Source organism: Pseudomonas sp. UTLPPB19802 (assembly GCF_059730225.1).
This window is the reverse complement of record NZ_AP048545.1, coordinates 5,274,318-5,293,823: the sequence shown is the minus strand read 5'-3', so window position 1 is coordinate 5,293,823 and position 19,506 is coordinate 5,274,318. Positions and strand designations below refer to the sequence as shown.

The 19,506-nt window shown below is 63.0% G+C and carries 23 protein-coding genes and 1 pseudogene; 10 read left to right on the top strand and 14 right to left on the bottom strand.

Annotation, left to right across the window (positions count from 1 at the left end; all coding sequences use genetic code 11):
• Window positions 1-46 precede the first annotated feature (46 nt).
• Window positions 47-490, top strand: a complete 444-nt coding sequence (locus tag AC6I6U_RS22815) for a CopD family copper resistance protein (protein WP_497878289.1) — start codon at window positions 47-49, stop codon at window positions 488-490.
• Window positions 491-502: 12 nt separating this feature from the next.
• On the opposite strand, the gene AC6I6U_RS22810 is transcribed toward AC6I6U_RS22815, so the two are convergent.
• Window positions 503-838: a DUF6124 family protein gene (locus AC6I6U_RS22810; RefSeq protein WP_497878288.1), complete on the bottom strand. Its 336-nt coding sequence runs from the start codon at window positions 836-838 to the stop codon at window positions 503-505.
• Window positions 839-1,204: 366 nt separating this feature from the next.
• On the opposite strand from AC6I6U_RS22810, the gene AC6I6U_RS22805 reads away from it, so the two are divergent.
• Both AC6I6U_RS22805 and AC6I6U_RS22800 read left to right on the top strand, forming a co-directional pair.
• Window positions 1,205-1,801, top strand: a complete 597-nt coding sequence (locus tag AC6I6U_RS22805) for a helix-turn-helix domain-containing protein (protein WP_497878287.1) — start codon at window positions 1,205-1,207, stop codon at window positions 1,799-1,801.
• Entirely contained in the window at window positions 1,794-2,672 is an 879-nt protein-coding gene (locus tag AC6I6U_RS22800) for a queuosine precursor transporter (protein WP_497878286.1), read from the top strand. The genes AC6I6U_RS22805 and AC6I6U_RS22800 overlap by 8 nt, the downstream gene beginning before the upstream one ends.
• Window positions 2,673-2,713: 41 nt before the next feature.
• Here AC6I6U_RS22800 and queC read toward each other — a convergent pair whose 3' ends face one another.
• The 11 genes from queC to AC6I6U_RS22745 all read right to left on the bottom strand — a co-directional run bounded on the left by queC (window position 2,714) and on the right by AC6I6U_RS22745 (window position 11,026).
• Window positions 2,714-3,409 carry a 7-cyano-7-deazaguanine synthase QueC gene (gene queC, locus AC6I6U_RS22795; protein WP_497878285.1) on the bottom strand — a complete coding sequence of 232 codons (696 nt, stop codon included), beginning with the start codon at window positions 3,407-3,409 and terminating at the stop codon, window positions 2,714-2,716.
• A 94-nt stretch (window positions 3,410-3,503) separates the two neighbouring features.
• On the bottom strand, window positions 3,504-4,331 hold the full coding sequence (gene cobA / locus AC6I6U_RS22790) for a uroporphyrinogen-III C-methyltransferase (protein ID WP_497878284.1): 828 nt from the start codon (window positions 4,329-4,331) through the stop codon (window positions 3,504-3,506).
• 70 nt (window positions 4,332-4,401) lie between these two features.
• Window positions 4,402-5,580, bottom strand: coding sequence for a heme d1 biosynthesis radical SAM protein NirJ (nirJ, locus tag AC6I6U_RS22785; RefSeq protein WP_497878283.1), 1,179 nt, complete (start codon window positions 5,578-5,580; stop codon window positions 4,402-4,404).
• A 21-nt stretch (window positions 5,581-5,601) separates the two neighbouring features.
• A complete protein-coding gene (gene ahbB / locus AC6I6U_RS22780; RefSeq protein ID WP_497878282.1) occupies window positions 5,602-6,105 on the bottom strand; it encodes a siroheme decarboxylase subunit beta in 504 nt (167 codons plus the stop codon).
• A complete protein-coding gene (locus AC6I6U_RS22775) occupies window positions 6,080-6,523 on the bottom strand; it encodes an Lrp/AsnC family transcriptional regulator (RefSeq protein ID WP_497878281.1) in 444 nt (147 codons plus the stop codon). Before AC6I6U_RS22775 ends, ahbB (AC6I6U_RS22780) begins: the two co-directional genes overlap by 26 nt.
• Entirely contained in the window at window positions 6,516-7,031 is a 516-nt protein-coding gene (ahbB, locus tag AC6I6U_RS22770; protein ID WP_497878280.1) for a siroheme decarboxylase subunit beta, read from the bottom strand. Before ahbB (AC6I6U_RS22770) ends, AC6I6U_RS22775 begins: the two co-directional genes overlap by 8 nt.
• Entirely contained in the window at window positions 7,028-7,486 is a 459-nt protein-coding gene (locus tag AC6I6U_RS22765; RefSeq protein WP_497878279.1) for an Lrp/AsnC family transcriptional regulator, read from the bottom strand. The genes ahbB (AC6I6U_RS22770) and AC6I6U_RS22765 overlap by 4 nt, the downstream gene beginning before the upstream one ends.
• A gap of 1 nt (window position 7,487) precedes the next feature.
• Entirely contained in the window at window positions 7,488-8,666 is a 1,179-nt protein-coding gene (locus AC6I6U_RS22760; protein ID WP_497878278.1) for a cytochrome D1 domain-containing protein, read from the bottom strand.
• The gene (locus tag AC6I6U_RS22755) at window positions 8,663-8,989 is read right to left on the bottom strand and encodes a c-type cytochrome (protein ID WP_497878277.1); all 327 of its coding nucleotides are present in this window, start codon (window positions 8,987-8,989) and stop codon (window positions 8,663-8,665) included. Before AC6I6U_RS22755 ends, AC6I6U_RS22760 begins: the two co-directional genes overlap by 4 nt.
• A 15-nt stretch (window positions 8,990-9,004) precedes the next feature.
• The gene (locus AC6I6U_RS22750) at window positions 9,005-9,319 is read right to left on the bottom strand and encodes a c-type cytochrome (RefSeq protein ID WP_497878276.1); all 315 of its coding nucleotides are present in this window, start codon (window positions 9,317-9,319) and stop codon (window positions 9,005-9,007) included.
• A gap of 24 nt (window positions 9,320-9,343) precedes the next feature.
• Window positions 9,344-11,026, bottom strand: a complete 1,683-nt coding sequence (locus AC6I6U_RS22745; RefSeq protein ID WP_497878275.1) for a cytochrome D1 domain-containing protein — start codon at window positions 11,024-11,026, stop codon at window positions 9,344-9,346.
• A gap of 417 nt (window positions 11,027-11,443) precedes the next feature.
• On the opposite strand from AC6I6U_RS22745, the gene AC6I6U_RS22740 reads away from it, so the two are divergent.
• Together AC6I6U_RS22740 and AC6I6U_RS22735 are read left to right on the top strand one after the other, a co-directional pair.
• Window positions 11,444-12,634, top strand: coding sequence for an NnrS family protein (locus tag AC6I6U_RS22740; protein ID WP_497878274.1), 1,191 nt, complete (start codon window positions 11,444-11,446; stop codon window positions 12,632-12,634).
• Window positions 12,635-12,665: 31 nt separating this feature from the next.
• Window positions 12,666-13,103, top strand: a complete 438-nt coding sequence (locus AC6I6U_RS22735; RefSeq protein WP_497878273.1) for a hypothetical protein — start codon at window positions 12,666-12,668, stop codon at window positions 13,101-13,103.
• A gap of 42 nt (window positions 13,104-13,145) precedes the next feature.
• Here AC6I6U_RS22735 and AC6I6U_RS22730 read toward each other — a convergent pair.
• Window positions 13,146-13,622, bottom strand: a pseudogene (locus AC6I6U_RS22730) (hemerythrin domain-containing protein); the annotation flags it as partial.
• Window positions 13,623-13,795: 173 nt separating this feature from the next.
• Between AC6I6U_RS22730 and norR the strand changes: the two are divergent.
• A complete protein-coding gene (gene norR, locus AC6I6U_RS22725; RefSeq protein WP_497883083.1) occupies window positions 13,796-15,325 on the top strand; it encodes a nitric oxide reductase transcriptional regulator NorR in 1,530 nt (509 codons plus the stop codon).
• Between the two features lie 3 nt (window positions 15,326-15,328).
• Here the strand turns inward: norR and AC6I6U_RS22720 are convergent, their stop codons facing one another.
• Window positions 15,329-15,820: a winged helix-turn-helix transcriptional regulator gene (locus AC6I6U_RS22720; RefSeq protein ID WP_497878272.1), complete on the bottom strand. Its 492-nt coding sequence runs from the start codon at window positions 15,818-15,820 to the stop codon at window positions 15,329-15,331.
• A 112-nt stretch (window positions 15,821-15,932) separates the two neighbouring features.
• Between AC6I6U_RS22720 and fabF the strand changes: the two genes are divergently transcribed.
• The 4 genes from fabF to AC6I6U_RS22700 all read left to right on the top strand — a co-directional run bounded on the left by fabF (window position 15,933) and on the right by AC6I6U_RS22700 (window position 19,332).
• Window positions 15,933-17,201, top strand: coding sequence for a beta-ketoacyl-ACP synthase II (gene fabF, locus AC6I6U_RS22715; RefSeq protein WP_497878271.1), 1,269 nt, complete (start codon window positions 15,933-15,935; stop codon window positions 17,199-17,201).
• Between the two features lie 244 nt (window positions 17,202-17,445).
• Complete coding sequence (locus tag AC6I6U_RS22710; protein ID WP_497878270.1) at window positions 17,446-17,637, top strand: type II toxin-antitoxin system HicA family toxin; 192 nt, start codon at window positions 17,446-17,448, stop codon at window positions 17,635-17,637.
• A gap of 50 nt (window positions 17,638-17,687) precedes the next feature.
• Window positions 17,688-18,143, top strand: coding sequence for a type II toxin-antitoxin system HicB family antitoxin (locus AC6I6U_RS22705; RefSeq protein ID WP_497878269.1), 456 nt, complete (start codon window positions 17,688-17,690; stop codon window positions 18,141-18,143).
• A gap of 133 nt (window positions 18,144-18,276) precedes the next feature.
• Complete coding sequence (locus AC6I6U_RS22700) at window positions 18,277-19,332, top strand: alpha/beta fold hydrolase (protein WP_497878268.1); 1,056 nt, start codon at window positions 18,277-18,279, stop codon at window positions 19,330-19,332.
• The last annotated feature ends 174 nt before the right edge of the window (window positions 19,333-19,506 follow it).

Genomic DNA, 19,506 nt, shown 5'->3' with positions numbered 1-19,506 from the left:
CCGACGGTCCACCCACATTGCGCCTGCCGTCGAGACCAGGGATTTCATGATCTATCCGCTGCTGCTCACATTGCACCTGTTCGCCGCGCTGGTGTTTATCGGCACGGTGTTCTTCGAAGTCCTGTTCCTGGAAAACATCCGCCGACAATTACCGGCCAAGGTCATGCTGCGGGTAGAGCAGGCCATCGGTCGGCGTGCCCGGAGCCTGATGCCCTGGGTCCTGCTGGTGCTGTTTGGCGCCGGGCTGGGGATGGTCGGGCTGCGTTACCAGTCGCTGCTCGCCGATCCGCTGGCGTCGTCCTTCGGCACCTTGCTGGGCCTGAAGATTCTGCTGGCCTTCAGCGTGCTCGGGCATTTTCTGGCAGCGGTGTGCTTGCTCAAGAGCGGTCGCATGACGGCCCGCTACCAGCACTTCATCCATTACAGCGTGTTCACGCACATGGTGCTGATCGTGGTGCTGGCCAAGTGGATGTTCTACCTGAGCTGGTGAACGAACGTTCTTTCAGCGTTGGCTGTCCGCCATGACTTCAGACGGCCCTGTCGGCATTTCAAGATTGTTCAACGCCCGGTTCACCAGCAACTCACCCAGCTCTGTCAGTTGCTGCAGGGCCAGCACGACGCTGCGGTGTGCTCCTTGCAGTTCGCCGGCCAGATCGGTGGTCATGACATTCAGGGACGCAAGCGTTTCGCTCGCATGACAGAGCAATGACCGCGTGTCGATGTTGGGCGCGACGGTGAACAGCGGCGTCCACCTGCCCGCAGGGTGTGAGTCCGCGTGGGGACGGAGCTCGGAGAGTGGAAGGCCCGACTCGGGGGCGCTGCTGATGGCCTTTTTCATGTTTGAGCTCCTTGCAGGGTGGGCGCCAGGCTCATGGGCAATCGATGTTGCGTGGGTAATTACCTGAGCGGATAGAGCAGTAGTTATTACCAGAAAATTCTCCGAAATTAATCAAAATAATGAACATTCGTGAAAATAAATAATTCATGTAGGAAATATCCTGGGTGTGCTTCTGATACTAAGTTAGGAGTTTTGTATTCTTGTCTGTGTTGCGTAGTATTTTTCTGTAAGGAGTTTCTTGATTTGTTGTGTTGACTGATCTCCTGTATCGATTGATGGATATCTCGTGATAGGAAGAGGCTGCCTCCATGAATGACTGTTTCGAGCAGCGCAAGGGGATGTTTTTATGTTGGAAAAGGATGTGGTATGTATAAGAGAGAGCGGGTGGAGAACCTGAGAGATAATCTTAGATATCTCATGAGAAGTCGCGGGGAGACAAGGCTGTCGTTATGTAGTGCCAGTGGTCTGACCAGGACCACAATCTACAATATTCTCGAAGGAAGGGTGATTAACGTACAGCAATCGACTGTCCGTAAAATATCCAATTTTTTCGGGGTTTCCTATCACGAGATTGAGACTGTCAATTTTGAACGCAGGGAAGTTATAGAAAATACCCTTTTGCCGCACGGAAATATGAATCCGGCGGCGGTGCCGATCATCAGTGAGCACTTGTTGATTGATAAACTCGACAAGACAATCGGAGAGTTGGTAATCAGTCATCCGCTTACCTACTATTTCGGGGACGCTTGCAACCTGATCGGGGTGCTTTTGCAACATGGAATTCAAGGCGTCAACGAGCCGGGAGATTTGTTGATCGTCAGAAAGGGCGCGTCTGGTGTCGAGGGGCAAAAGCTGGTTTATCACAGGAACACAGGTGCATTGCTCGTAATGGATGAAGTCCCTACGAACTCTGCGGCCTTGCTGGTGGTGGGCGATATCATGGAGGAAAGATTCAATGGCTGAACACAGGGAACGCGAAAACAGAAAGTACAAGTTGTTGGGTTTTGAAAATAACAAAAGCCTTGCCGTCGTCATGCTGATGTCTACAGGCAGGGTTATCAAGATGAAATTGGACGAATTGCTGAAAAGTGAAATACTGGATGATCTGAATAAGTCGGAAATCAGGCAGGTCTATCGAAAGTATTACTCTGGTAGCTCCGTATTGACTGCCTATGAAATGAATGACAGGAACGAGCGTTCATGGATGACCTATGTGGCGCTCAACCTGGCTTTATGCGCTATCTACATCTTTACCAACGTGTCTGCGGCCAAGCTCATCCATGTCGAGTGGTTTGATGTCGTGGTGACGCCCGGTGTGTTCCTTTATCCGCTGACTTTCCTGGTTGTGGATTTGCTGAACGAGTCCTATGGGCTTCGGCTTGCGAGAAGGGCGATACTGTTTGCCTTCGTGAACAATGCGTTCATTCTATTGCTGTTGAGCCTTTCCAGTTGGGCGCCAGGTCTGGCCGGATGGGAACTCGGCTCCTCCTATGGAGAGGTGATCAACCATGTCTCTTCGGCGTTGGTTGCTTCATCGGTTTCGTTTCTGCTCTCCGAGTACGTGAACTCATATCTGTTGTGCAAGGTGAAGCGGCTGACAAATTCCAGGTTTCTTTTCTTGCGGGTGTTTGTCAGCACCTTTTTCGCCGTGATCATCGATAGCTTTGTGTTCTGCTTCATTCTGTTTTCCGGGACGTTGCCGAATGAGAAAATCCTCGGTCTGATCTATGTGCAGATCATCATAAAGATGTTTTTTGCGTTCTTTAACGTACTGCCTGCCTATGGGGCGAGGGCGCTGTTTCGACGTTATGTTTTTCAAGCCCAGCCGGCATAGGGGAAAGACGAGCCGGTTGAACGGCTCGTCCCCATGGCAGGCTATGGAGCCAATTTGTCCTTGAGGCTGGCGAGGGTCTCTGTCCGATGGCTGAGAAATTGCTCCAGCCCCTTCGCGCGAAGGTGGCAGGCATCGCAGTCGGCACAGCCATCGCCTTTGATTCCGTTGTAACAGGTCAGCGTTTCCTGCCGAATCAGATCCAGCTTTCCATGGTGATCGGCGAGTGCCCAGGTCTGCGCCTTGTCCAGCCACATCAGCGGCGTTTCAATTCGCAGCGGGTAATCCATGCCCAAATCAATGGCGTGGTTCAGCGCCTTGATAAATCGGTCGCGGCAGTCCGGATACCCGGAGAAGTCCGTTTCGCATACGCCGGTGATCACTGTTCGTGCACCTACTTGATAGGCATAGATCGCCGCCAGCGTTAAAAACAGGATATTGCGGCCCGGCACGAAAGTGCTGGGTATGCCGCCTGCCGTACTGTTGGCCGCAGGCACCGGGATGTTGTCGCGGGTCAGGCTGCTGACGGCCAGTTCGTTCAGCAGTGTCGTGTCCAATACCTTGTGCGCCGTGACACCGAAGCGTTTGGCCAATTGTTGGGCCACTTCGATTTCGGCGCGATGGCGTTGCCCGTAATCGAAAGTGATGCAGTGGATTTCGTCGTACACGGGCAAGGCATGGACCAGACAGGTCGTCGAGTCCTGGCCGCCGCTGAAAACGATTACTGCTTTTTCGGTCATGGTGTTCATACCTGGACGCTGGTGGGTTCGCTTGCGACCCTATCGCAAACGGTCCCTTGCCTGGCGTGGGACGTTTCCGAAACTACACGTGCGGTCATGGCTGCTGTGGCAGTGCCAGGGCCGGCTGAACCCGTGCCGGATAGTCCAGCCGTTGACCATCGAACAGGTCGACCACCTGGCCGATCACGGTCAGGGTCGGTGCGCCCGGCGGGCAGTCGCGGGCCAGGTTGGGCAGTTGCTGCAATGTGCCGCGGATCACCTGTTGTTCGGGCAGGGTGCCGTTGCTGATCAGGGCCGCCGGGGTCTGCGCGCACAGGCCGGCTTCGATCAGCCGTTGCGCGATGACGTCCAGGTTGGACAGGCCCATGTAGAACACCAGGGTCTGGCTGCCGTCGGCCAGGCTGCTCCAGGGCAGCGACAAGGCGTTGTCCTTCTGCAGGTGCCCGGTGATGAAGCGGCAGGAGTTGACCAGGTCGCGGTGGGTCAGGGCGATACCGGCATAGGCGCTGCAACCGGCGGCGGCAGTGATGCCGGGGACCACCTGGCAGGCGATGCCGCGTTGCAGCAGGTAGTCGAGTTCCTCGGCGCCACGGCCGAAGATGAACGGGTCGCCACCCTTGAGGCGCACCACCCGCTGGCCCTGGCTGGCGAGTTCGGCGAGCAGTTCGTTGATCTGTTCCTGGGGCAGGCTGTGGCAGCCGCTGGCCTTGCCGACGTAGTGCCGGGCGCAGGCCAGGGGAATCAAGCCCAGCAGCGCGTTGCTGATGAGGCGGTCGTAGACCACCGCGTCGGCCTGCTGCAGCAGGCTCCAGGCGCGCAGGGTCAGCAGGCTCGGGTCGCCGGGGCCGGCACCGACCAGGGCGACTTCGCCCGGCCGGAAAGACGACTCAAGCGTGGGCGGTAGAGAAATGGATGCGGGCATGGGCGGTCCTTGGGGCTTCATCAGGTGGGCCGGCTGCCGTGCTCGGGTGGACGGCTCGTCGGCGGGTATTTCAATGCATGACGCAGGGAATGAGCGGCCGGGGCTCGACACCGATCTCTTCGTCGCTCAGATGGCAACCGGGGTCCTGGCCCCAGAGATCGCCTTCGGCCCAGGCGCGGGTACGGGTGTTGCCGTTGCAGATCGCCAACCAGCGACACTGCCCGCAACGCCCGCCGATGCTTCGCGGATGCTCGCGCAGCCGCAGCAGCAGGGCATCGGGCTGCTCCAGCCAGAGGGTGCGAAACGGTGTGCGGCGGACATTGCCCACCGAGTGCTGCCACCAGTAGGTATCGGGGTGCACCTCGCCGGTGTTGTCGATGTTGGCGATGCCACTGCCCGAGGCGTTGCCGCCCCAGGCACGCAGCATGTCCTGCAGTGGCTCGTAGTGTTCCGGCAGGTGTCGGGCGACCCATTGCAGCAACAGCACGGCGTCGGCATCGTTGTTGCCACTGACGAAGTCGCTGTCGCGACCGTGCTGGATATCCTCCCAGGCCCGTTCGAAGATCAGGTTCATGGCGTCGCGGCTCATCTGCCGGCGTGCGTCGAGCTGGCGGCTGCGTTTGCCACGGCCGCTGTAGTTGAGGTGCGACAGGTAGAATTTCTGCACATCGTAATCGCGCATCAGCGCCAGCAACTGCGGCAGTTGCCGGTGATTGTCCTGGGTCAGGGTGGTGCGCAGCCCCACGCGAATGCCTTGCTCGCGACACAGCCCGATTGCCCGCACGGAACTGGCGAAGCTGCCCTTGAGCTGGCGGAAGGCGTCGTGGGTTTCCTCCAGGCCGTCGATGCTGATGCCGACATAGTCGAAGTGGGCCGCGCCGATTTGCGCGATGTTGTGTTCATCGATCAGTGTGCCGTTGGTGGACAGGGCGACGAACAGGCCCTTGGCGCGGGCGTGGGCGCTGAGTTCGAACAGGTCCTCGCGCAGCAGCGGCTCGCCGCCGGACAGGATCAGCACCTTCACCCCCGCCTCGTGCAGGTCGTCGATCACCCCACGCGCCGCAGCCGTGTCCAGCTCATCGCGAAAGACGCTGTCCGCGGAGGTGGCGTAGCAGTGCTTGCAGGTCAGGTTGCAGCGGCGCAGCAGGTTCCAGATCACCACCGGTGGTCGCAGGCTGCCCGGTGGGCTGGTTCTCGGCGCGGTGCCCTGGCCGGCCAGGGCGCGCAGGTATTGGCTGATCCTCAACATGTCGCTCTCCTTGACTGATGTTCAGCGTACGGCGGGCGGTAGTCGCAGGCCGGTCTTCTTCAGGATGCGGCTGCTCACCAGCATCTCGTCGGCGCTGCTGGCTTCGCCCAGCAGGTCGCGCAGCTGTTCGCGGTAACGGTCGATTTCCTCGCGACTGCGGCCATGGACCATGGCGAACAGGTTGTAGCGCCAGCCGTCCCGGCGTGGGCGCCGGTAGCAGTGGCTGACGAAGGGCTGGGCGCCGATCAGCGCGCCGAGGCGCGGCATCTGTTGATCCTCGACGTCCCACACGGTCATGCCGTTGTGGCGATAGCCCAGGCGGTAGTGGTTGGGTACGGCGGCGATGCGCCGGATCACCCCTTGTGCCTGCAGGCGCCCCAGCAGCTCGAGGGTGCCCTCGACGCTCAGTTCCAGTTCTGCGGCAAGCCACGCCCAGGGGTCTTCCAACAGGGGCAGGCCGGCCTGGGTCAGTGCCACCAGTCGTTGGGCCAGGGCTGAGTCAGACCGGGAGATACAGGCCGACATGGTAGGTATGCTCCTTGGGCAGGTTGAGGGGTGTCAGGCCGGTCAGGCGTTCGATCTGTTGCAGGGTTTCGCTGATTGCCTGGCGGGTGGGGCAGGCGAGTACGAACCACATGTTCCAGGCATGTTCGCGGCGATAGTTGTGCGCCACCGCAGGCAAGGCGTGGAGTTGTTCGGCCACCGCGTCGAAACGTTCTTCGGGAACCGCCAGCGCCGCCAGGGTGAAGGCGCCGCCCAATGGCTCGATGTCGAACATCGGGCCGAAGCGGCTGAGGGTGCCGTCACCGAGCAAGGCCTGCAGGCGTTCCAGCAGTTCGGCGCTGCTGCTGCCCAGTTCACGGGCCAGCGCCTGCCAGGGTTGAGGGACCAGTGGCAGGCCCAACTGCAGCCGGTTGATCAGGCGGCGGTCGAGTTCATCCATGGCTCGGCACTCGTGTCGAGGTTGCAGCGAAGCGTCCGCCGCACTGCTTGAAGGCATGGGTGCTGAACAGCAGTTGATGGGGCAGGTCGTTCAGTTGCTGTGCTTCGAGCAAGCTGCGGATATGTGCCTCGACCTGCTCGCGCTGGCGCCCGTGGATCATGCAGAACAGGTTGTAGCGCCACTGCGGCAAGCGTCGCGGCCGTTGATAGCACAGGCTGACGCCGGCGGCCTGGCCCAGGCGCCGGCCGACTTCGTCGACCAGTGCGTCCGGGATATCCAGCACCAGCATCGCGTTGGCGGTGAAGCCCAGGGCGCGGTGGTTGAGCACCAGGCCCAGGCGGCGGAACAGTCCTTGCTCTTGCCAACCCTGCATCTGCTCCAGCACCTGCTCTTCGCGGGCGCCGATTCGTTCGGCGAGCATCTGGTAGGGGCGTGATACCAGCGGCAAGCCACCCTCCAGGTGCTGGCGCAACATGAGGGCTTGGTGTGGGCTCAATCCGGGCTTCATGGCGCGTCTCCCAGGGCGAAACCGAGGTCGATGCGGTAGGCGGTCAGCATCGGCAGGTCCAATGGCACCAGGCCGGTGTCCTGCTGCAGCTCGTCGAGGACGTTCTCGATGTGCGGCCGGTCGGGCCCGGTCAGCACGAACCAGAGGTTGTAGGCATGCTCGCGGGCATAGTTGTGATTGACCTCGGGGTACTGGCTGACACGCTCGGCAACCTGGTGCAGGCGCTCGGCCGGGACTGCGAGGGCGGCGAGGGTACTGGCGCCGGCGCGGCTGTGTTCGAACACCGGGCCGATGCGTGACAGGCTGCCGGCCTCGTTCATGTGCCGCAGGCAGTCCATTACCTGCTCCTCATCGCAACCGAGGGCGTTGGCCATCTCCCGGTACGGCTCCGGGCACAGCGGCATGCCGTGCTGGAAACGGTCCATCAGTTGACGAGCCAGCAGATCGACGTCCATCTCAATACCCCATCTTTTGTGCGCGACTGCTGAAGAAAATCCCGCTCGGTGCGCTGGCCGGCAGGCTGGCCAGGCGCTTCAGGCTGTACGGATCCCAGACCTGGACCTGGTCGCCATCACGGGAAGACAGCCACACCTGGTCGCCACGGGCGGTGAATTCCATGTGCAGCACCGCCGGCCCCGGACGCAGGTCGGCGACGACGGCGTGGGTTTCGGTGTCGATGACCTGCACCCGATTGTTGTCCGGGTAGGCGAAGTTGACCCACAGCTGGCGGCCGTCCGGGCGCGCGGTGACGAACACCGGTTGGCCGGCCACCGCGATCGTCGCGGTCTGCTGCCAGTTGCGCGGGTCCATCACCAGTACCTGGTGATGGCCAACCGCTGGAACGAAGGCCTGGTCGGCGGCGAGGGCCCAGCCCTCCAGGTGCGGCATCTTGTAGACCGGCAGTTTTTCCTCGCCGCGGCCATAGTTGCCGAGCACTCGCCGTACACCGCGCTCGGGGTGCCAGAGGTCGAGCTGCGCCATACCGTCTTCGCCGAACAGCCCAGCCATGTAGTAGCGGCCATCGGGGGTGATCAGGGCATCGTAGGGTTGCTGGCCGATGTCCTTGTAGCGTTCGATGCGGGGCGTGTTGCCCTGGCTGAAGTCGGCGCTCCAGATCTCGCCGGTGTCGAACAGGCTGAACACGAAACGCTGGCCGGGGGCGTCCACCAGGCCGACCACCCGTGAACGCTTGCTGCCATCGGCCAGCGGCGTGGCCGGGATGTCGGCCACCAGTTGCAGGGTGTCGGCGTCGAACACCTTGACGCCGCCCGGCACGTAGTTGGACACCGCGACCAGCTTGCCGTCCTGGCTGATGGCGCCGCCGATGCTGTTGCCACCCTGGATGATGCGCCGGTCGATCCGCCGCTGGAGCAGGTCGATCTTGCTCAGCCCGCCGTCGCGGCCGAAGACGTAGGCGTAGCGCTGGTCGGGTGAGAACACCATCGAGGCGTGGGACAGGTCACCCAGGCCATCGAGGCGGGCCAGCGATGTGTGGCCGGTGCTTTCGACGATCTGCACGCTGCCACTGGCGCGCTCGACCACCACGCCGAGATTGCCGGTGCCGCGCAAGGGCGCCTGGGCGCAGGCGGACAACAGCAGTGCAGTGGTCGTGGACAGCAGGATTGAACGGATCATGGTGCGGGATATCCCTGGAGAAGAAGATCGACCAGCCAACGGATGTCGTCGTCGCTGAGCAGCGGTGCCCAGCCGGGCATCGCCGTGCCGGGACGACCCAGGGCGACGGTGGCGACCAGGCCCTCGCGGGGCTTGCCGGCCAAGGCCGCACGGGTCAGCTCGGGGCCGAGTCCGCCGGTCATGTGCAGCCCGTGGCAGGCGCCGCAGTCCTGGGTCAGCAGGTGTTCGAGTTGGGCCTGGCGCCGGCTGTCCGGCGCCGCGCCCGAGGTGTTGCACAGAAGCAGGAGGGCCGTTGCAATCGTCACGTGTCGGTACAGCTTCATGCGCCCTCCAGGTGGCTATTTGAGCGTCAACACCCAGTTGGCGAGGGTCTTCGCTTCTTCCTCGGTGACCGGGTTGGCCGGCATCGGTATCGGTCCCCAGTTACCTTGCGTACCGTTCTTGATATGCCCGGCGAGGGTGTCCACCGCACCGGCCACGCCGGCATTCTTGGCCGCAACTTCCTTGAGCGACGGGCCGACCAGCTTGCTGTCGATGGCGTGGCAGGCGCCGCAGGGTTTGCTCTTGAACAGTTCCTGGCCGTCCTGGGCAGCGGCGGGTTGCAGGCTCAGTGCGGCACCCAGGGCGATCAGTGAAATCAGCGTATTTTTCATGACGATTCCTTGTATTGATGAAGCTCAATAGATGTCGTTCTGAGTGTTGTAGACGTTGAATTTTCCGGTCGGGGTGATCAGTCGCTTGTCCTTGATCACCGCCTTGGGCTTGAGGGTCTTGTCGTCGATGACCACCAGGGCCGACTCCTCGGACTGGCCGCTCCACACCGAGAACCAGACCTCGTCACCGGCCTTGTTGAATTCCGGTTGCACCACGCGCATGGCGCCCTGCTTGATGCCGGCGTACTCGGCAATCGGCAGCGAGGTGTAGCCGGCGTCGAGCTTGTCTAGGTTGAACACCGCCACCGACTGGCTGAGCTTGGGATCCGGGTTGAAGGTGGTGTCGACGTACAGGTGGCGCGAGTTGGGGTGGGTCTTGATGAACAGCGAGCCGCCACCCTGGCCCTTGAGCGAGGCCACCTGTTTCCAGGCGTATTGCGGGTGCTTGACGGGGTCGGTGCCGATCAGCGAGATGCCGTCGTCGCCCAGGTGGCTGGTGGCCCAGACCGGCCCGTACAGCGGGTGCTCGAAGTTGGCGCCACGGCCTGGGTGCGGGGTCTTGCCGACGTCGACCAGGGCGGTCAGCTTGCGCTCCTTGGAGTCGATCACCGCGACCTTGTTCGAGTTGTTGGCGGCGGTCATGAAGTAGCGGTGGGTGCTGTCCCAGCCGCCGTCATGCAGGAACGGCGCGGCATCGATGTAGGTGATGGTGAGGTTCTTGATGTCTTTGTAGCTGACCAGCATGACCTTGCCGGTTTCCTTGACGTTGACGATGAACTCCGGCCATTCGTGGGAGGCGATGATCGCCGCGACCCGTGGCTCGGGGTGGTATTCCTGCTTGTCGACGGTCATGCCGCGGGTCGAGACGATCTGCTTCGGTTCCAGGGTCTCGCCGTCCATGAGGGTGAACTGCGGCGGCCAGTAGGCGCCGGCGATGGTGTACTTGTCCTCGTAGCCCTTGAACTTGGAGGTTTCCACCGAGCGCGCCTCGATGCCGATCTTGACCTCGGCGACCTTGGTCGGCTCGACCGGCCACAGGTCGATCATGTCGATGCGCGCGTCGCGACCGATCACCAGCAGGTAGCGGCCGGAGGCGGAGATGCGCGAGATGTGCACCGCGTAGCCGGTCTCGATGACCTTGACGATCTGCTTGCTGTCGCCGTCGATCAGGGCGATCTTGCCGTCGTCGCGCAGGGTCACCGAGAACAGGTTGGGCAGGTTGAGCTTGCTCAACTGCTGCTTCGGACGATCCTCGGGCTTGACCAGCACCTTCCAGGTTTTCAGCGTCTCGGCCATGCCCCATTCCGGTGGCGTGGGCGGCGTGTGCTGGATGAACTTGGCCATGGCGGTGATCTGGTCCTTGGTCAACGCATTGGAGGTGCCCCAGTTCGGCATGCCCGCTGGCGAGCCATAAGTAATCAGCGCTTCCAGGTAGGCCTGGCCGCGGGCCTGGGTGATGTCCGGGGTCAGCGGCTTGCCGGTGGCGCCCTTGCGCAGCACGCCGTGGCAGCCGGCGCAGCGCTGGAAATAGATTTCCTTCGATGCGTCGAATTCGGCCTGGCTCAGGTCGGGCGCACCGGCGCTCTTGACCATGGCCGGGGCACTGGCGGGCTCCTCGGCGCCAGCGGCCTGGCTGGGCGCCAGGGCGAGTGCCGAACTCAGGGTAGCGACCGTCAGGGCGAAGATTTTTCTGTTGCTGATCAGCATTCCATTTCTCCTCAGGCAAGGCCTTTGCGATGCGCCGCGACGACAGCGCAGAACGCCGGCTCTTAGTGTTCGCAAGGCTATGCCGGAGCAGGGCGGGGGCTGCTTGACGACGATCAAGTTTGCCGGCCATGGCGCTTGTCAGTTTGTCGCAGGGCCGCGTGGCTCGAGGGGGCAAGGTCGAAATGACCCGGCGCCGGCGGGTCTGAATGACCCTGGGTCTGGTCGAAATGACTCCTGTGATTGCCCATCGGGATCGGCTGGGCCAGTTCCGCCGGCAGGTGTCCCCGGGGCATGCCGTTTGCACTGTTGATTTGCGACAAGGGCACTCAACCGCGAATGCCCGATGATCGCCACCTGGAATCACCTCGCTGCATGCGGATGAGTAGCAGGTTGGCGGCAAGGTAAAGGAGTGGCTTTATGCAAGTGCTTGAGCGCAGCAAGGCGCTGGCGATCACACCATTGTTCCGGCTGGCCTTTCGGCCCTTCTTCCTCGCCGGCTGCGTGCTGGCGGTGCTGGTCATTCCGTTGTGGCTGGCCGCCTTCGGGGGCTCGATCAGTGGCTGGACACCGGCCGGGGGCTGGCTGGGCTGGCATCGGCATGAGCTGTTGTTCGGCTTTGGCCTGGCGATGATCGCCGGCTTCCTGCTGACGGCGGTGCAGACCTGGGCCGGTCGTCCGGGGTTATGTGGCAAACCCCTGGCGGCGTTGGCCCTGCTGTGGCTGGGCGCGCGGTTGGCCTGGCTGTGCAACGCCCCGTGGTGGTTGCTGGTACCGCTGGAGCTGGCGTTCCCGTTGGCGGTGGCCTTCGTCATGGGCCGCACCCTGTGGGCGGTACGGCAAAAACGTAACTACCCGATCGTGCTGGTGCTGCTGTTGCTGACCGGGGTCGATGGCCTGTCCGTGTACGGATTGCTCGACGGCCACGAAGGCTGGCAGCGCCAGGGCGTGCTGGGTGGGCTGTGGCTGGTGGCGGCGATGATGGGGCTGATCGGCGGGCGGGTCATTCCGTTCTTCACCCAGCGAGGCCTGGGGCGTACGGCAGGAGTGGTCGCCTGGCCCTGGCTGGACGGGTTGCTGCTGGTGGGCTCGGCACTGGCGGCGCTGGCCTATGCCGCGGGGCCGGCGCTGTCTCCCAACCTCTGGGTGGGCCTGCTGTTCGCGGTACTGGCGGCGGGGCATCTGCTTCGGCTGGTGCGCTGGCAGGACCGGGCGCTCTGGCGCGTGCCGTTGCTGTGGTCATTGCACCTGGCCTATGGCTGGCTGGCGCTGGCCTGCCTTGCCGTGGCGTTGTGGCATTTCGGCGTGGCGTTGAATCCGAGCCTGGCCGTGCACTGCCTGACGGTTGGCGCCATGGGTGGCCTGATCCTGGCGATGATCGCCCGGGTCAGTCTCGGCCATACCGGGCGGGCACTGCAGCCGCCGCCGGGAATGACCCTGGCCTTCATTCTGCTGAACCTGGCGTGCTTCAGTCGGGTCGTGCTGGTCAATTTCTTTGCGTTGCCAGCCCTCTGGCTGGCCGGCCTGTGCTGGACGCTGGCCTTTGCACTGTATGTCTGGCGCTATGGGCCGATGCTGCTGCGGGCCCGGGTCGACGGGCATCCGGGATGACTCGACTTGCCATTGCCCGAGGAGGGCGCTGATGTATCCGTATCTACTGGTGACACACCTGTTGGCGGCGATTGCCTTTATCGGGACGTTGTTTTTTGAAGTGTTGATCTGGCAGCGCGCCCGCGAGCCGTTGGCGGACGCTGCCCGAGCGACGGCGGACCAGGCGATTGCCGTGCGCTCGCGCAAGGTGCTGCATGGTGTGGTGCTGGTGTTGTACGGCGCCGGCCTCGGCATGGCCTGGCACTACCGCGAGGCGCTGGCCCAGCCGTTGGCCAGTCGGTTCGCGACCTTGCTGAGCCTGAAGATGCTGTTGGCCCTGGGCATCATCGGCCATTACCTGCTGCTGGCCTACTGGCTGAAAAGCGGCCGTATCACTCCCGGTCGGGCGCTGTGGATTCGCCGCAGCATCCTCGGGCACATGGTGTTGATCGTGATCCTGGCCAAGGCCATGTTCCTCTGGCATGGCTGAGGCGTGCAAGCGGGCCCGTGCGAGGCGGGCCTTGGAGAGTACTCAGTGACCGGGACTCAGGGCATTGACGAACAGCACGTTGTTTTCCAGGTGGATGTGCTGCACCAGGTCGTCGTGAAACTCCCGCAGCCCGTCATAGAGGCTGCGCCAGGTATTGCAGGCGTCAGCCGGCGGCGTGATGTGGTGGGTCAGGGCCAGCAGCCTGTGCAGGGCTTCGCCATGCTGTTCATGCTCGAAACGCATCACCTGGATCGGCGGCGCGGCCCGTGGCCCGAACCCCAGTTGAAGCAGCGGGAAGAGCACCTGTTCCTCCTTGCACATGTGGCTTTCGAGTTCCTGCTGCATGTCGGTCAGCAGGTCGGCCAGGCCATTGGGGCAGGTGTCATGGTTGCCGTGCACCTGCTCGACCCGGCGCGCCAGGCGGATCAGTTCCGGCAGTTGTTCGCGGTGACGGGCGTGATAGCGGGTCAGCAGGTGAGAGATCAGTTGGGGCGCCGGTTCGTCGCGCCAGCTTTGTTCCAGCAGGGTCAGGCTCATCGGGGTTCCTCGCTTGTCCGTTCAACGATTTCCCAGACCCTTTGCATCCCGTGTGCCAAGGCTAATGGATTGATTAACCTGGGTTTATTTCTAGTCGTGGTGAGATTGACCCGGCACTTGCCGGGTCGATTCCACCCAGGAGGGTGATGACTACCATGTTGCGTGAAAGCCTGGCCGCCGACCTGATCGTCGAGCTGCCCAATGCCGTGCGGTTGCAGCGGCTGGTCCAGACCTTGCGTGAGTACTTCAACAGTAGCGCCGTGGGGCTGCTGCGCCTGGACGGCGACAGCCTCAGGCCAGTGGCGACGGCCGGGCTGGTCCACGAGGCGTTGGGGCGCCGCTTCATCATCGCCCAGCATCCGCGCCTGGCGGCGATCATGGCCTCGCGGGAGCCGACCTGGTTCGAGCCCGACAGCCGCCTGCCGGACCCCTATGATGGCCTGCTTGAAAGCCACGTGGGCGAAGTGTTGCCGATGCATGACTGCATGGGCGTGAGCTTGTATGTGGAGGGGCGGCCCTGGGGCGCGATCACCCTCGATGCGTCCAACGCCGGAACCTTCGACTCGCGTGCCCAGGCGGAACTCAAGCGCTGCACCCTGCAGATCGAAGCCGCCGTGCGGGTTACCCGACTGGAGCAGGACAACCGCAGCCTGCGCCTGGCGCGCAGCGATCCGCGGGCTCTGGAACGGCCGCTGGAGGAGGGGGAAATCCTCGGCCAGAGCCAAGTGTTGCAGCACCTGCTCCACGAATTGGATGTGCTGGCTGATGCCGACCTGCCGGTGTTGCTGCTCGGTGAAACCGGAGTGGGCAAGGAACTGTTCGCCCGTCGGCTGCATCGGCTCTCGCGGCGTGCCGACAAGCCGCTGATCCAGGTCAACTGCGCGGCCCTGCCTGAGTCACTGGCCGAAAGCGAGTTGTTCGGGCACGTCAAGGGCGCCTTCTCGGGCGCTACCAGCGACCGGGCCGGGCGTTTCGATGCGGCCAACGGTGGCACGCTGTTTCTCGATGAAGTGGGGGAGCTGCCGCCCAGCGTCCAGGCCAAGCTGCTGCGTGCCTTGCAGAACGGCGAAATCCAGCGCCTGGGAGCGGACAAGCCATTGCATGTCGACGTGCGGATCATTGCGGCTACCAACCGGCACCTGCCCGACAGCATTCGCGATGGTCTGTTTCGAGCCGACCTGTATCACCGGCTCTCGGTGTACCCGGTGCCGATCCCGGCGTTGCGCGAGCGTGGCCAGGATGTATTGGTGCTGGCCGGACATTTTCTCGAGCTCAATCGTGCCCGGCTCGGCCTGCGCGGTCTGCGCCTGTCGCCGGCGGCCGAGCGGGCGTTGCTGGCCTACACCTGGCCGGGCAATGTCCGCGAACTGGAACACGTGATCAGCCGCGCCGCGTTGAAGCTGCTCGGCCGTGGTGGCAGCCGGGCATCGATCCTGACGCTGGAGCCGGATGTCCTCGACCTCGACAGCACGCGGGGCGCGCCACCGGTCGAGGCCGAGCCAGCGCTGGTGGCGGCCCTGGGCGTGCCGTTCCAGGCCCTGGCCGACGCGGTCGACGACTGCCAGCGGCAGAAGGTGCTTCAGGCCCTGAAACTCAGTGGCGAGAACTGGTCTGGCGCTGCGCGGCTGTTGCAGGTCGATCCGAGCAATCTGCACAAGCTCGCCCGGCGCCTGCGGCTCAAGTAATCCTCAGTTGTCGTGCCGGCGCCCACCCAGGCGCTGGCGCATCTGTTCGCTGGCTGCCGGCCCGGCCTGCACGGTGCTGTTTCCCAGCGGCACCGGGCGGCCATCGGCGACGTCCGCCAGCATCAGGTGCAAGGGGCGGGCGCTGTCGCGTTCGACGATCTGCACGCTTTCGCCCTCAGGCGCGTAATGGCGATTGCCCCATTCGACCAGCGCCATCAGTACCACGCGAAAATCCCGGCCCTTGGCGGTCGGCACGTACTGGTAGCGCAGCGGACGCTGGCTGTAGGCCTCGCGTTCGAGCAGGCCGTCTTCCACCAGGCCGTTCAGGCGCCGGGTCAGCATGTTGGGGGCGATGTCCAGGCTGCGGGAAAACTCGTCGAAGCGTTTCAGGCCCTGCAGCGCGTCACGCATGATCAGGATGTTCCACCATTCGCCCACCCGCTCGAGGCTGCGGGCGATCGGGCATTCGGCATGGATCAGGGTTTTGCGCTGCATGGCGGCTCCTGCAGGGAAAGCTGTTTTTTGTCAGGTTGCATGTTACTTTCATTATGATAGTAGCGTCCACAGGCCATTACTTGCTCAATCACCTGTAAGGAGTTGGATTGTCATGAACAAACGTATCGTTGTCACGGGCATGGGCGCGCTGACCCCGCTGGGCTGCGGCGTGGAAACGATCTGGCAGCGCCTGCTGGCCGGGCAGTCGGGCATACGGCCGCTGCCGCAGGAACTGATCGGCGACCTGGCGATCGGCATTGGCGGCCAGGTCCCGGATCGCCTCCAGGATCCGCAGGCCGGCTTCGATCCGGACCTACTGCTGGCGGCCAAGGAACAGCGCAAGATGGACCGCTTCATCCTGTTCGCCCTGGCGGCCGCCGAGCAGGCCCTGGCCCAGGCGGGCTGGGCGCCAGACACCCCACGGGCGCAGGCGCGCACCGGCACCGTCATCGCCACCGGGGTGGGTGGTTTTCCGGCGATTGCCGAGGCGGTGCGTACCACTGACAGCAAGGGGCCGCGGCGCCTGTCGCCGTTCACCATCCCGTCGTTCCTCGGCAACATGGCCGCCGGGCAAGTCTCGATCCGCCACGATTTCAAGGGGCCGCTGGCGACCCCGGTGACCGCCTGTGCCGCAGGCGTCCAGGCCATTGGCGATGCGGCGCGGATGATTCGTGCGGGAGAGATCGACGTGGCGATCTGCGGGGGAGCGGAAGCCTGCATCCACCGGGTCAGCCTGGCCGGCTTCGCGGCGGCGCGGGCGCTGTCGAGCGATTTCAACGACACCCCGCAACGGGCTTCGCGACCGTTCGACCAGGCCCGCGATGGTTTTGTCATGGGCGAGGGCGCCGGCCTGCTGGTGATCGAGGAACTGGAGCATGCGCTGGCCCGTGGCGCGACACCGCTGGCCGAACTGGTGGGTTATGGCACCAGTGCCGATGCCTATCACATGACCGCCGGCCCCGAGGACGGCGACGGTGCCCGCCGAGCGATGGAGCAGGCGCTGTTGCAGGCCGGTATCGAGCCAGGCCAGGTGCGTCACCTGAATGCCCACGCCACCTCGACGCCGGTGGGCGACAAGGGTGAGCTGGCGGCGATCAAGGCCGTGTTTGGTACTGGTGCAGGTCCGGCGATCAGCTCGACCAAGTCTGCCACCGGCCACCTGCTGGGTGCGGCCGGTGGGATCGAGGCGATCTTTACCGTCCTGGCGCTGCGCGACCAGGTGGCACCGGCGACGCTCAATCTGGACCACCCCGACGAGGCTGCCGCCGGTCTCGACCTGGTTCGCGGCCAGCCCCGCCCGTTGTCGATGGACTATGCGTTGTCCAATGGCTTCGGGTTTGGCGGGGTGAATGCCAGCGTGGTGTTCAAACGCTGGGTGTAGCTCTTACGCCCGATTGTGCCGAGTCCCCTTCGCAGCCTTGAGTCATCCCACCTGATAGAGGGCCCTGTCTGATTTTCTGCGGCACACGCTCACTTCTAAATCGACCATACGCAGACGCCATGCCATTCAGCATGGCGTTTCTTCAGTGTGGTTATGAAAAGCTGAGTATCGAGATTTTTCAGATCTGTGGTGTTACCACATTTATGATGTATCTTTGAGTCGTCAGCGAAGCGAGAGAGAGCTGATGAAATACAACGAGTTCAGGCGGTGGCTGGAAGCCCAGGGCGTCATTTTCTTCAAGTCACGCAGTGGTAGCAGCCACTTCAAGGTCCTGGCTCCCAATGGCAGGCAGACGATTTTCCCAAACCACGGAGCCAACGAAATTGGCGAAGGACTCAGGAAGGAAATCATCAAGCAGTTGGGGCTCAAGGATTGAGCACCAGGCCGAATGAACGGGCATCCATCAGTTTGAACAGTGAGGTATACATGTACAGCTACGCCATCCAGTTACATGAGGAGGCCGGCTCCTTCTGGTCATCCTGCCGGGACATTCCGGAAGCTCATAGCGCGGGTGACAGTGTGGAGGAATTGCTGGGCAACGCCAGCGCAGGGCTCGAGTTGGCCCTGACCATCTATGTCGACCAGGTCCGGACCATCCCGCTGCCTTCGGCCGCAAGGCCTGGAGATTATCTGGTGCATCTCTCGGCGCTCACCGCGGCAAAGGTTTCCTTGTGGAATGCGATGCGGGAAAAAAACATGCGCAAGGCAGATCTTTGCCGGCTGCTCGGCGCGTCCCAGACCAAGGTCGACCGCCTGGTCGATTTTGACCACAGCTCCAGGATCGAGCAGGTGGAGATCGCCCTGGCTGCACTTGGCAAGCGTCTCTCTGTCTCGGTCGAGCGGGACCAGCGGAGCGTTGTGTATCACTGTGTATCTGGTTGATCAGCCGATACACAGGCTTTCCCAATGGCAGGGAGTTCGACACAGGCCGGATACGTCGAGGGGGTCAAATGTCTCCAAGGTTTCAAGGGCGTCATCCAGACCCCTGACCATGGCTGGCAACGGAGAGATCACCATGAAGAAGGCACTGCACAACAACAAGAACGGCAAGGGCCGCCTGGCCGGGTCGTCGATGCTCGCACTCGCCCTGTTCGGCATGTTCGGCGCGGCGCAGGCGGCGACGACCACTCAGGCTGATGTCAGCCCTGCCGGCGTGTCCTACTCGGCACCTTCGCCTTTCGGCCCGCTCAAGCACGTCAAGGCCGGGCTGCTCGACGTGGCCTATGCCGAAACCGGCCCGGCCGATGGCCAGGTGGTGATTCTGCTGCATGGCTGGCCCTACGATATTCACAGCTACGACGACGTGGCGCCGTTGCTGGCGGCCAAGGGGTACCGGGTATTGATGCCGTATGCCCGTGGCTATGGCGACACCCACTTCCTTTCCGAGAAGACCCTGCGCAACGGTCAACCGGCAGCCTTGGCCAGCGACGTCATCGATTTCATGGATGCCCTGAAGATCAAGCAGGCCGTGCTCGGCGGCTATGACTGGGGCGCACGTTCGGCGGACATCGTCTCGGCCCTGTGGCCGGAGCGGGTCAAGGCGCTGGTGTCGGTCAGTGGCTACCTGATCGGCAACCAGGCGGCCGGCAAGACGCCGCTGCCGCCCAAGGCCGAGTTGCAATGGTGGTACCAGTTCTATTTCGCCACTGATCGCGGTCGTGCCGGCTACGAGAAAAACACCCATGACTTCGCCAAGCTGATCTGGCAGACGGCTTCGCCGAAATGGGCGTTCGACGATGCCACCTATGATCGCAGCGCCAAGGCGCTGGAAAACCCCGATCATGTCGATATCACGGTGTTCAACTACCGCTGGCGCCTGGGTCTGGTCCAGGGCGAGGCGCGCTACGATGCGCTGGAACAGAAACTGGCCACGGCGCCGTCGATCAGCGTCCCGACCATCACCCTTGAGGGCGATGCCAATGGTGCGCCACATCCGGCGCCCGAGGATTACGCCAAGCGTTTTACCGGCAAGTATCAGTTCCGCCTGATCAACGGCGGCATCGGGCACAACCTGCCGCAGGAAGCGCCAGAGGCATTCGCCAAGGCGGTCATCGACGCGGATCACCTCTAGGCCGCCTGTTGTTCCTCCCCTGAACTGCGCGCGTTCAGCGCCTCCTGGCCTGATCGTCGCGCAGCTTTATCCCTCGCGTTTCGGGCAGTCCGTCAGAAAGTTGGCAAAAAGCCATCTATGTTCAGGCTGGCCTCAATGAAAAGCATTATGATTGACACTTTTTTACGTAATTCA

Coding starts and splice junctions, on each gene's coding strand:
- AC6I6U_RS22805 (WP_497878287.1), top strand. CDS start 1,205: ATGTATAAGAGAGAGCGGGTGGAGAACCTGAGAGATAATCTTAGATAT.
- AC6I6U_RS22745 (WP_497878275.1), bottom strand. CDS start 11,026: ATGCTGATCAGCAACAGAAAAATCTTCGCCCTGACGGTCGCTACCCTG.
- AC6I6U_RS22775 (WP_497878281.1), bottom strand. CDS start 6,523: ATGGATGAACTCGACCGCCGCCTGATCAACCGGCTGCAGTTGGGCCTG.
- AC6I6U_RS22740 (WP_497878274.1), top strand. CDS start 11,444: ATGCAAGTGCTTGAGCGCAGCAAGGCGCTGGCGATCACACCATTGTTC.
- nirJ (WP_497878283.1), bottom strand. CDS start 5,580: ATGTTGAGGATCAGCCAATACCTGCGCGCCCTGGCCGGCCAGGGCACC.
- norR (WP_497883083.1), top strand. CDS start 13,796: ATGTTGCGTGAAAGCCTGGCCGCCGACCTGATCGTCGAGCTGCCCAAT.
- AC6I6U_RS22720 (WP_497878272.1), bottom strand. CDS start 15,820: ATGCAGCGCAAAACCCTGATCCATGCCGAATGCCCGATCGCCCGCAGC.
- ahbB (WP_497878280.1), bottom strand. CDS start 7,031: ATGAAGCCCGGATTGAGCCCACACCAAGCCCTCATGTTGCGCCAGCAC.
- AC6I6U_RS22760 (WP_497878278.1), bottom strand. CDS start 8,666: ATGATCCGTTCAATCCTGCTGTCCACGACCACTGCACTGCTGTTGTCC.
- queC (WP_497878285.1), bottom strand. CDS start 3,409: ATGACCGAAAAAGCAGTAATCGTTTTCAGCGGCGGCCAGGACTCGACG.
- AC6I6U_RS22810 (WP_497878288.1), bottom strand. CDS start 838: ATGAAAAAGGCCATCAGCAGCGCCCCCGAGTCGGGCCTTCCACTCTCC.
- fabF (WP_497878271.1), top strand. CDS start 15,933: ATGAACAAACGTATCGTTGTCACGGGCATGGGCGCGCTGACCCCGCTG.
- AC6I6U_RS22705 (WP_497878269.1), top strand. CDS start 17,688: ATGTACAGCTACGCCATCCAGTTACATGAGGAGGCCGGCTCCTTCTGG.
- AC6I6U_RS22815 (WP_497878289.1), top strand. CDS start 47: ATGATCTATCCGCTGCTGCTCACATTGCACCTGTTCGCCGCGCTGGTG.
- AC6I6U_RS22750 (WP_497878276.1), bottom strand. CDS start 9,319: ATGAAAAATACGCTGATTTCACTGATCGCCCTGGGTGCCGCACTGAGC.
- AC6I6U_RS22710 (WP_497878270.1), top strand. CDS start 17,446: ATGAAATACAACGAGTTCAGGCGGTGGCTGGAAGCCCAGGGCGTCATT.
- AC6I6U_RS22735 (WP_497878273.1), top strand. CDS start 12,666: ATGTATCCGTATCTACTGGTGACACACCTGTTGGCGGCGATTGCCTTT.
- AC6I6U_RS22755 (WP_497878277.1), bottom strand. CDS start 8,989: ATGAAGCTGTACCGACACGTGACGATTGCAACGGCCCTCCTGCTTCTG.
- cobA (WP_497878284.1), bottom strand. CDS start 4,331: ATGCCCGCATCCATTTCTCTACCGCCCACGCTTGAGTCGTCTTTCCGG.
- AC6I6U_RS22765 (WP_497878279.1), bottom strand. CDS start 7,486: ATGGACGTCGATCTGCTGGCTCGTCAACTGATGGACCGTTTCCAGCAC.
- AC6I6U_RS22800 (WP_497878286.1), top strand. CDS start 1,794: ATGGCTGAACACAGGGAACGCGAAAACAGAAAGTACAAGTTGTTGGGT.
- ahbB (WP_497878282.1), bottom strand. CDS start 6,105: ATGTCGGCCTGTATCTCCCGGTCTGACTCAGCCCTGGCCCAACGACTG.
- AC6I6U_RS22700 (WP_497878268.1), top strand. CDS start 18,277: ATGAAGAAGGCACTGCACAACAACAAGAACGGCAAGGGCCGCCTGGCC.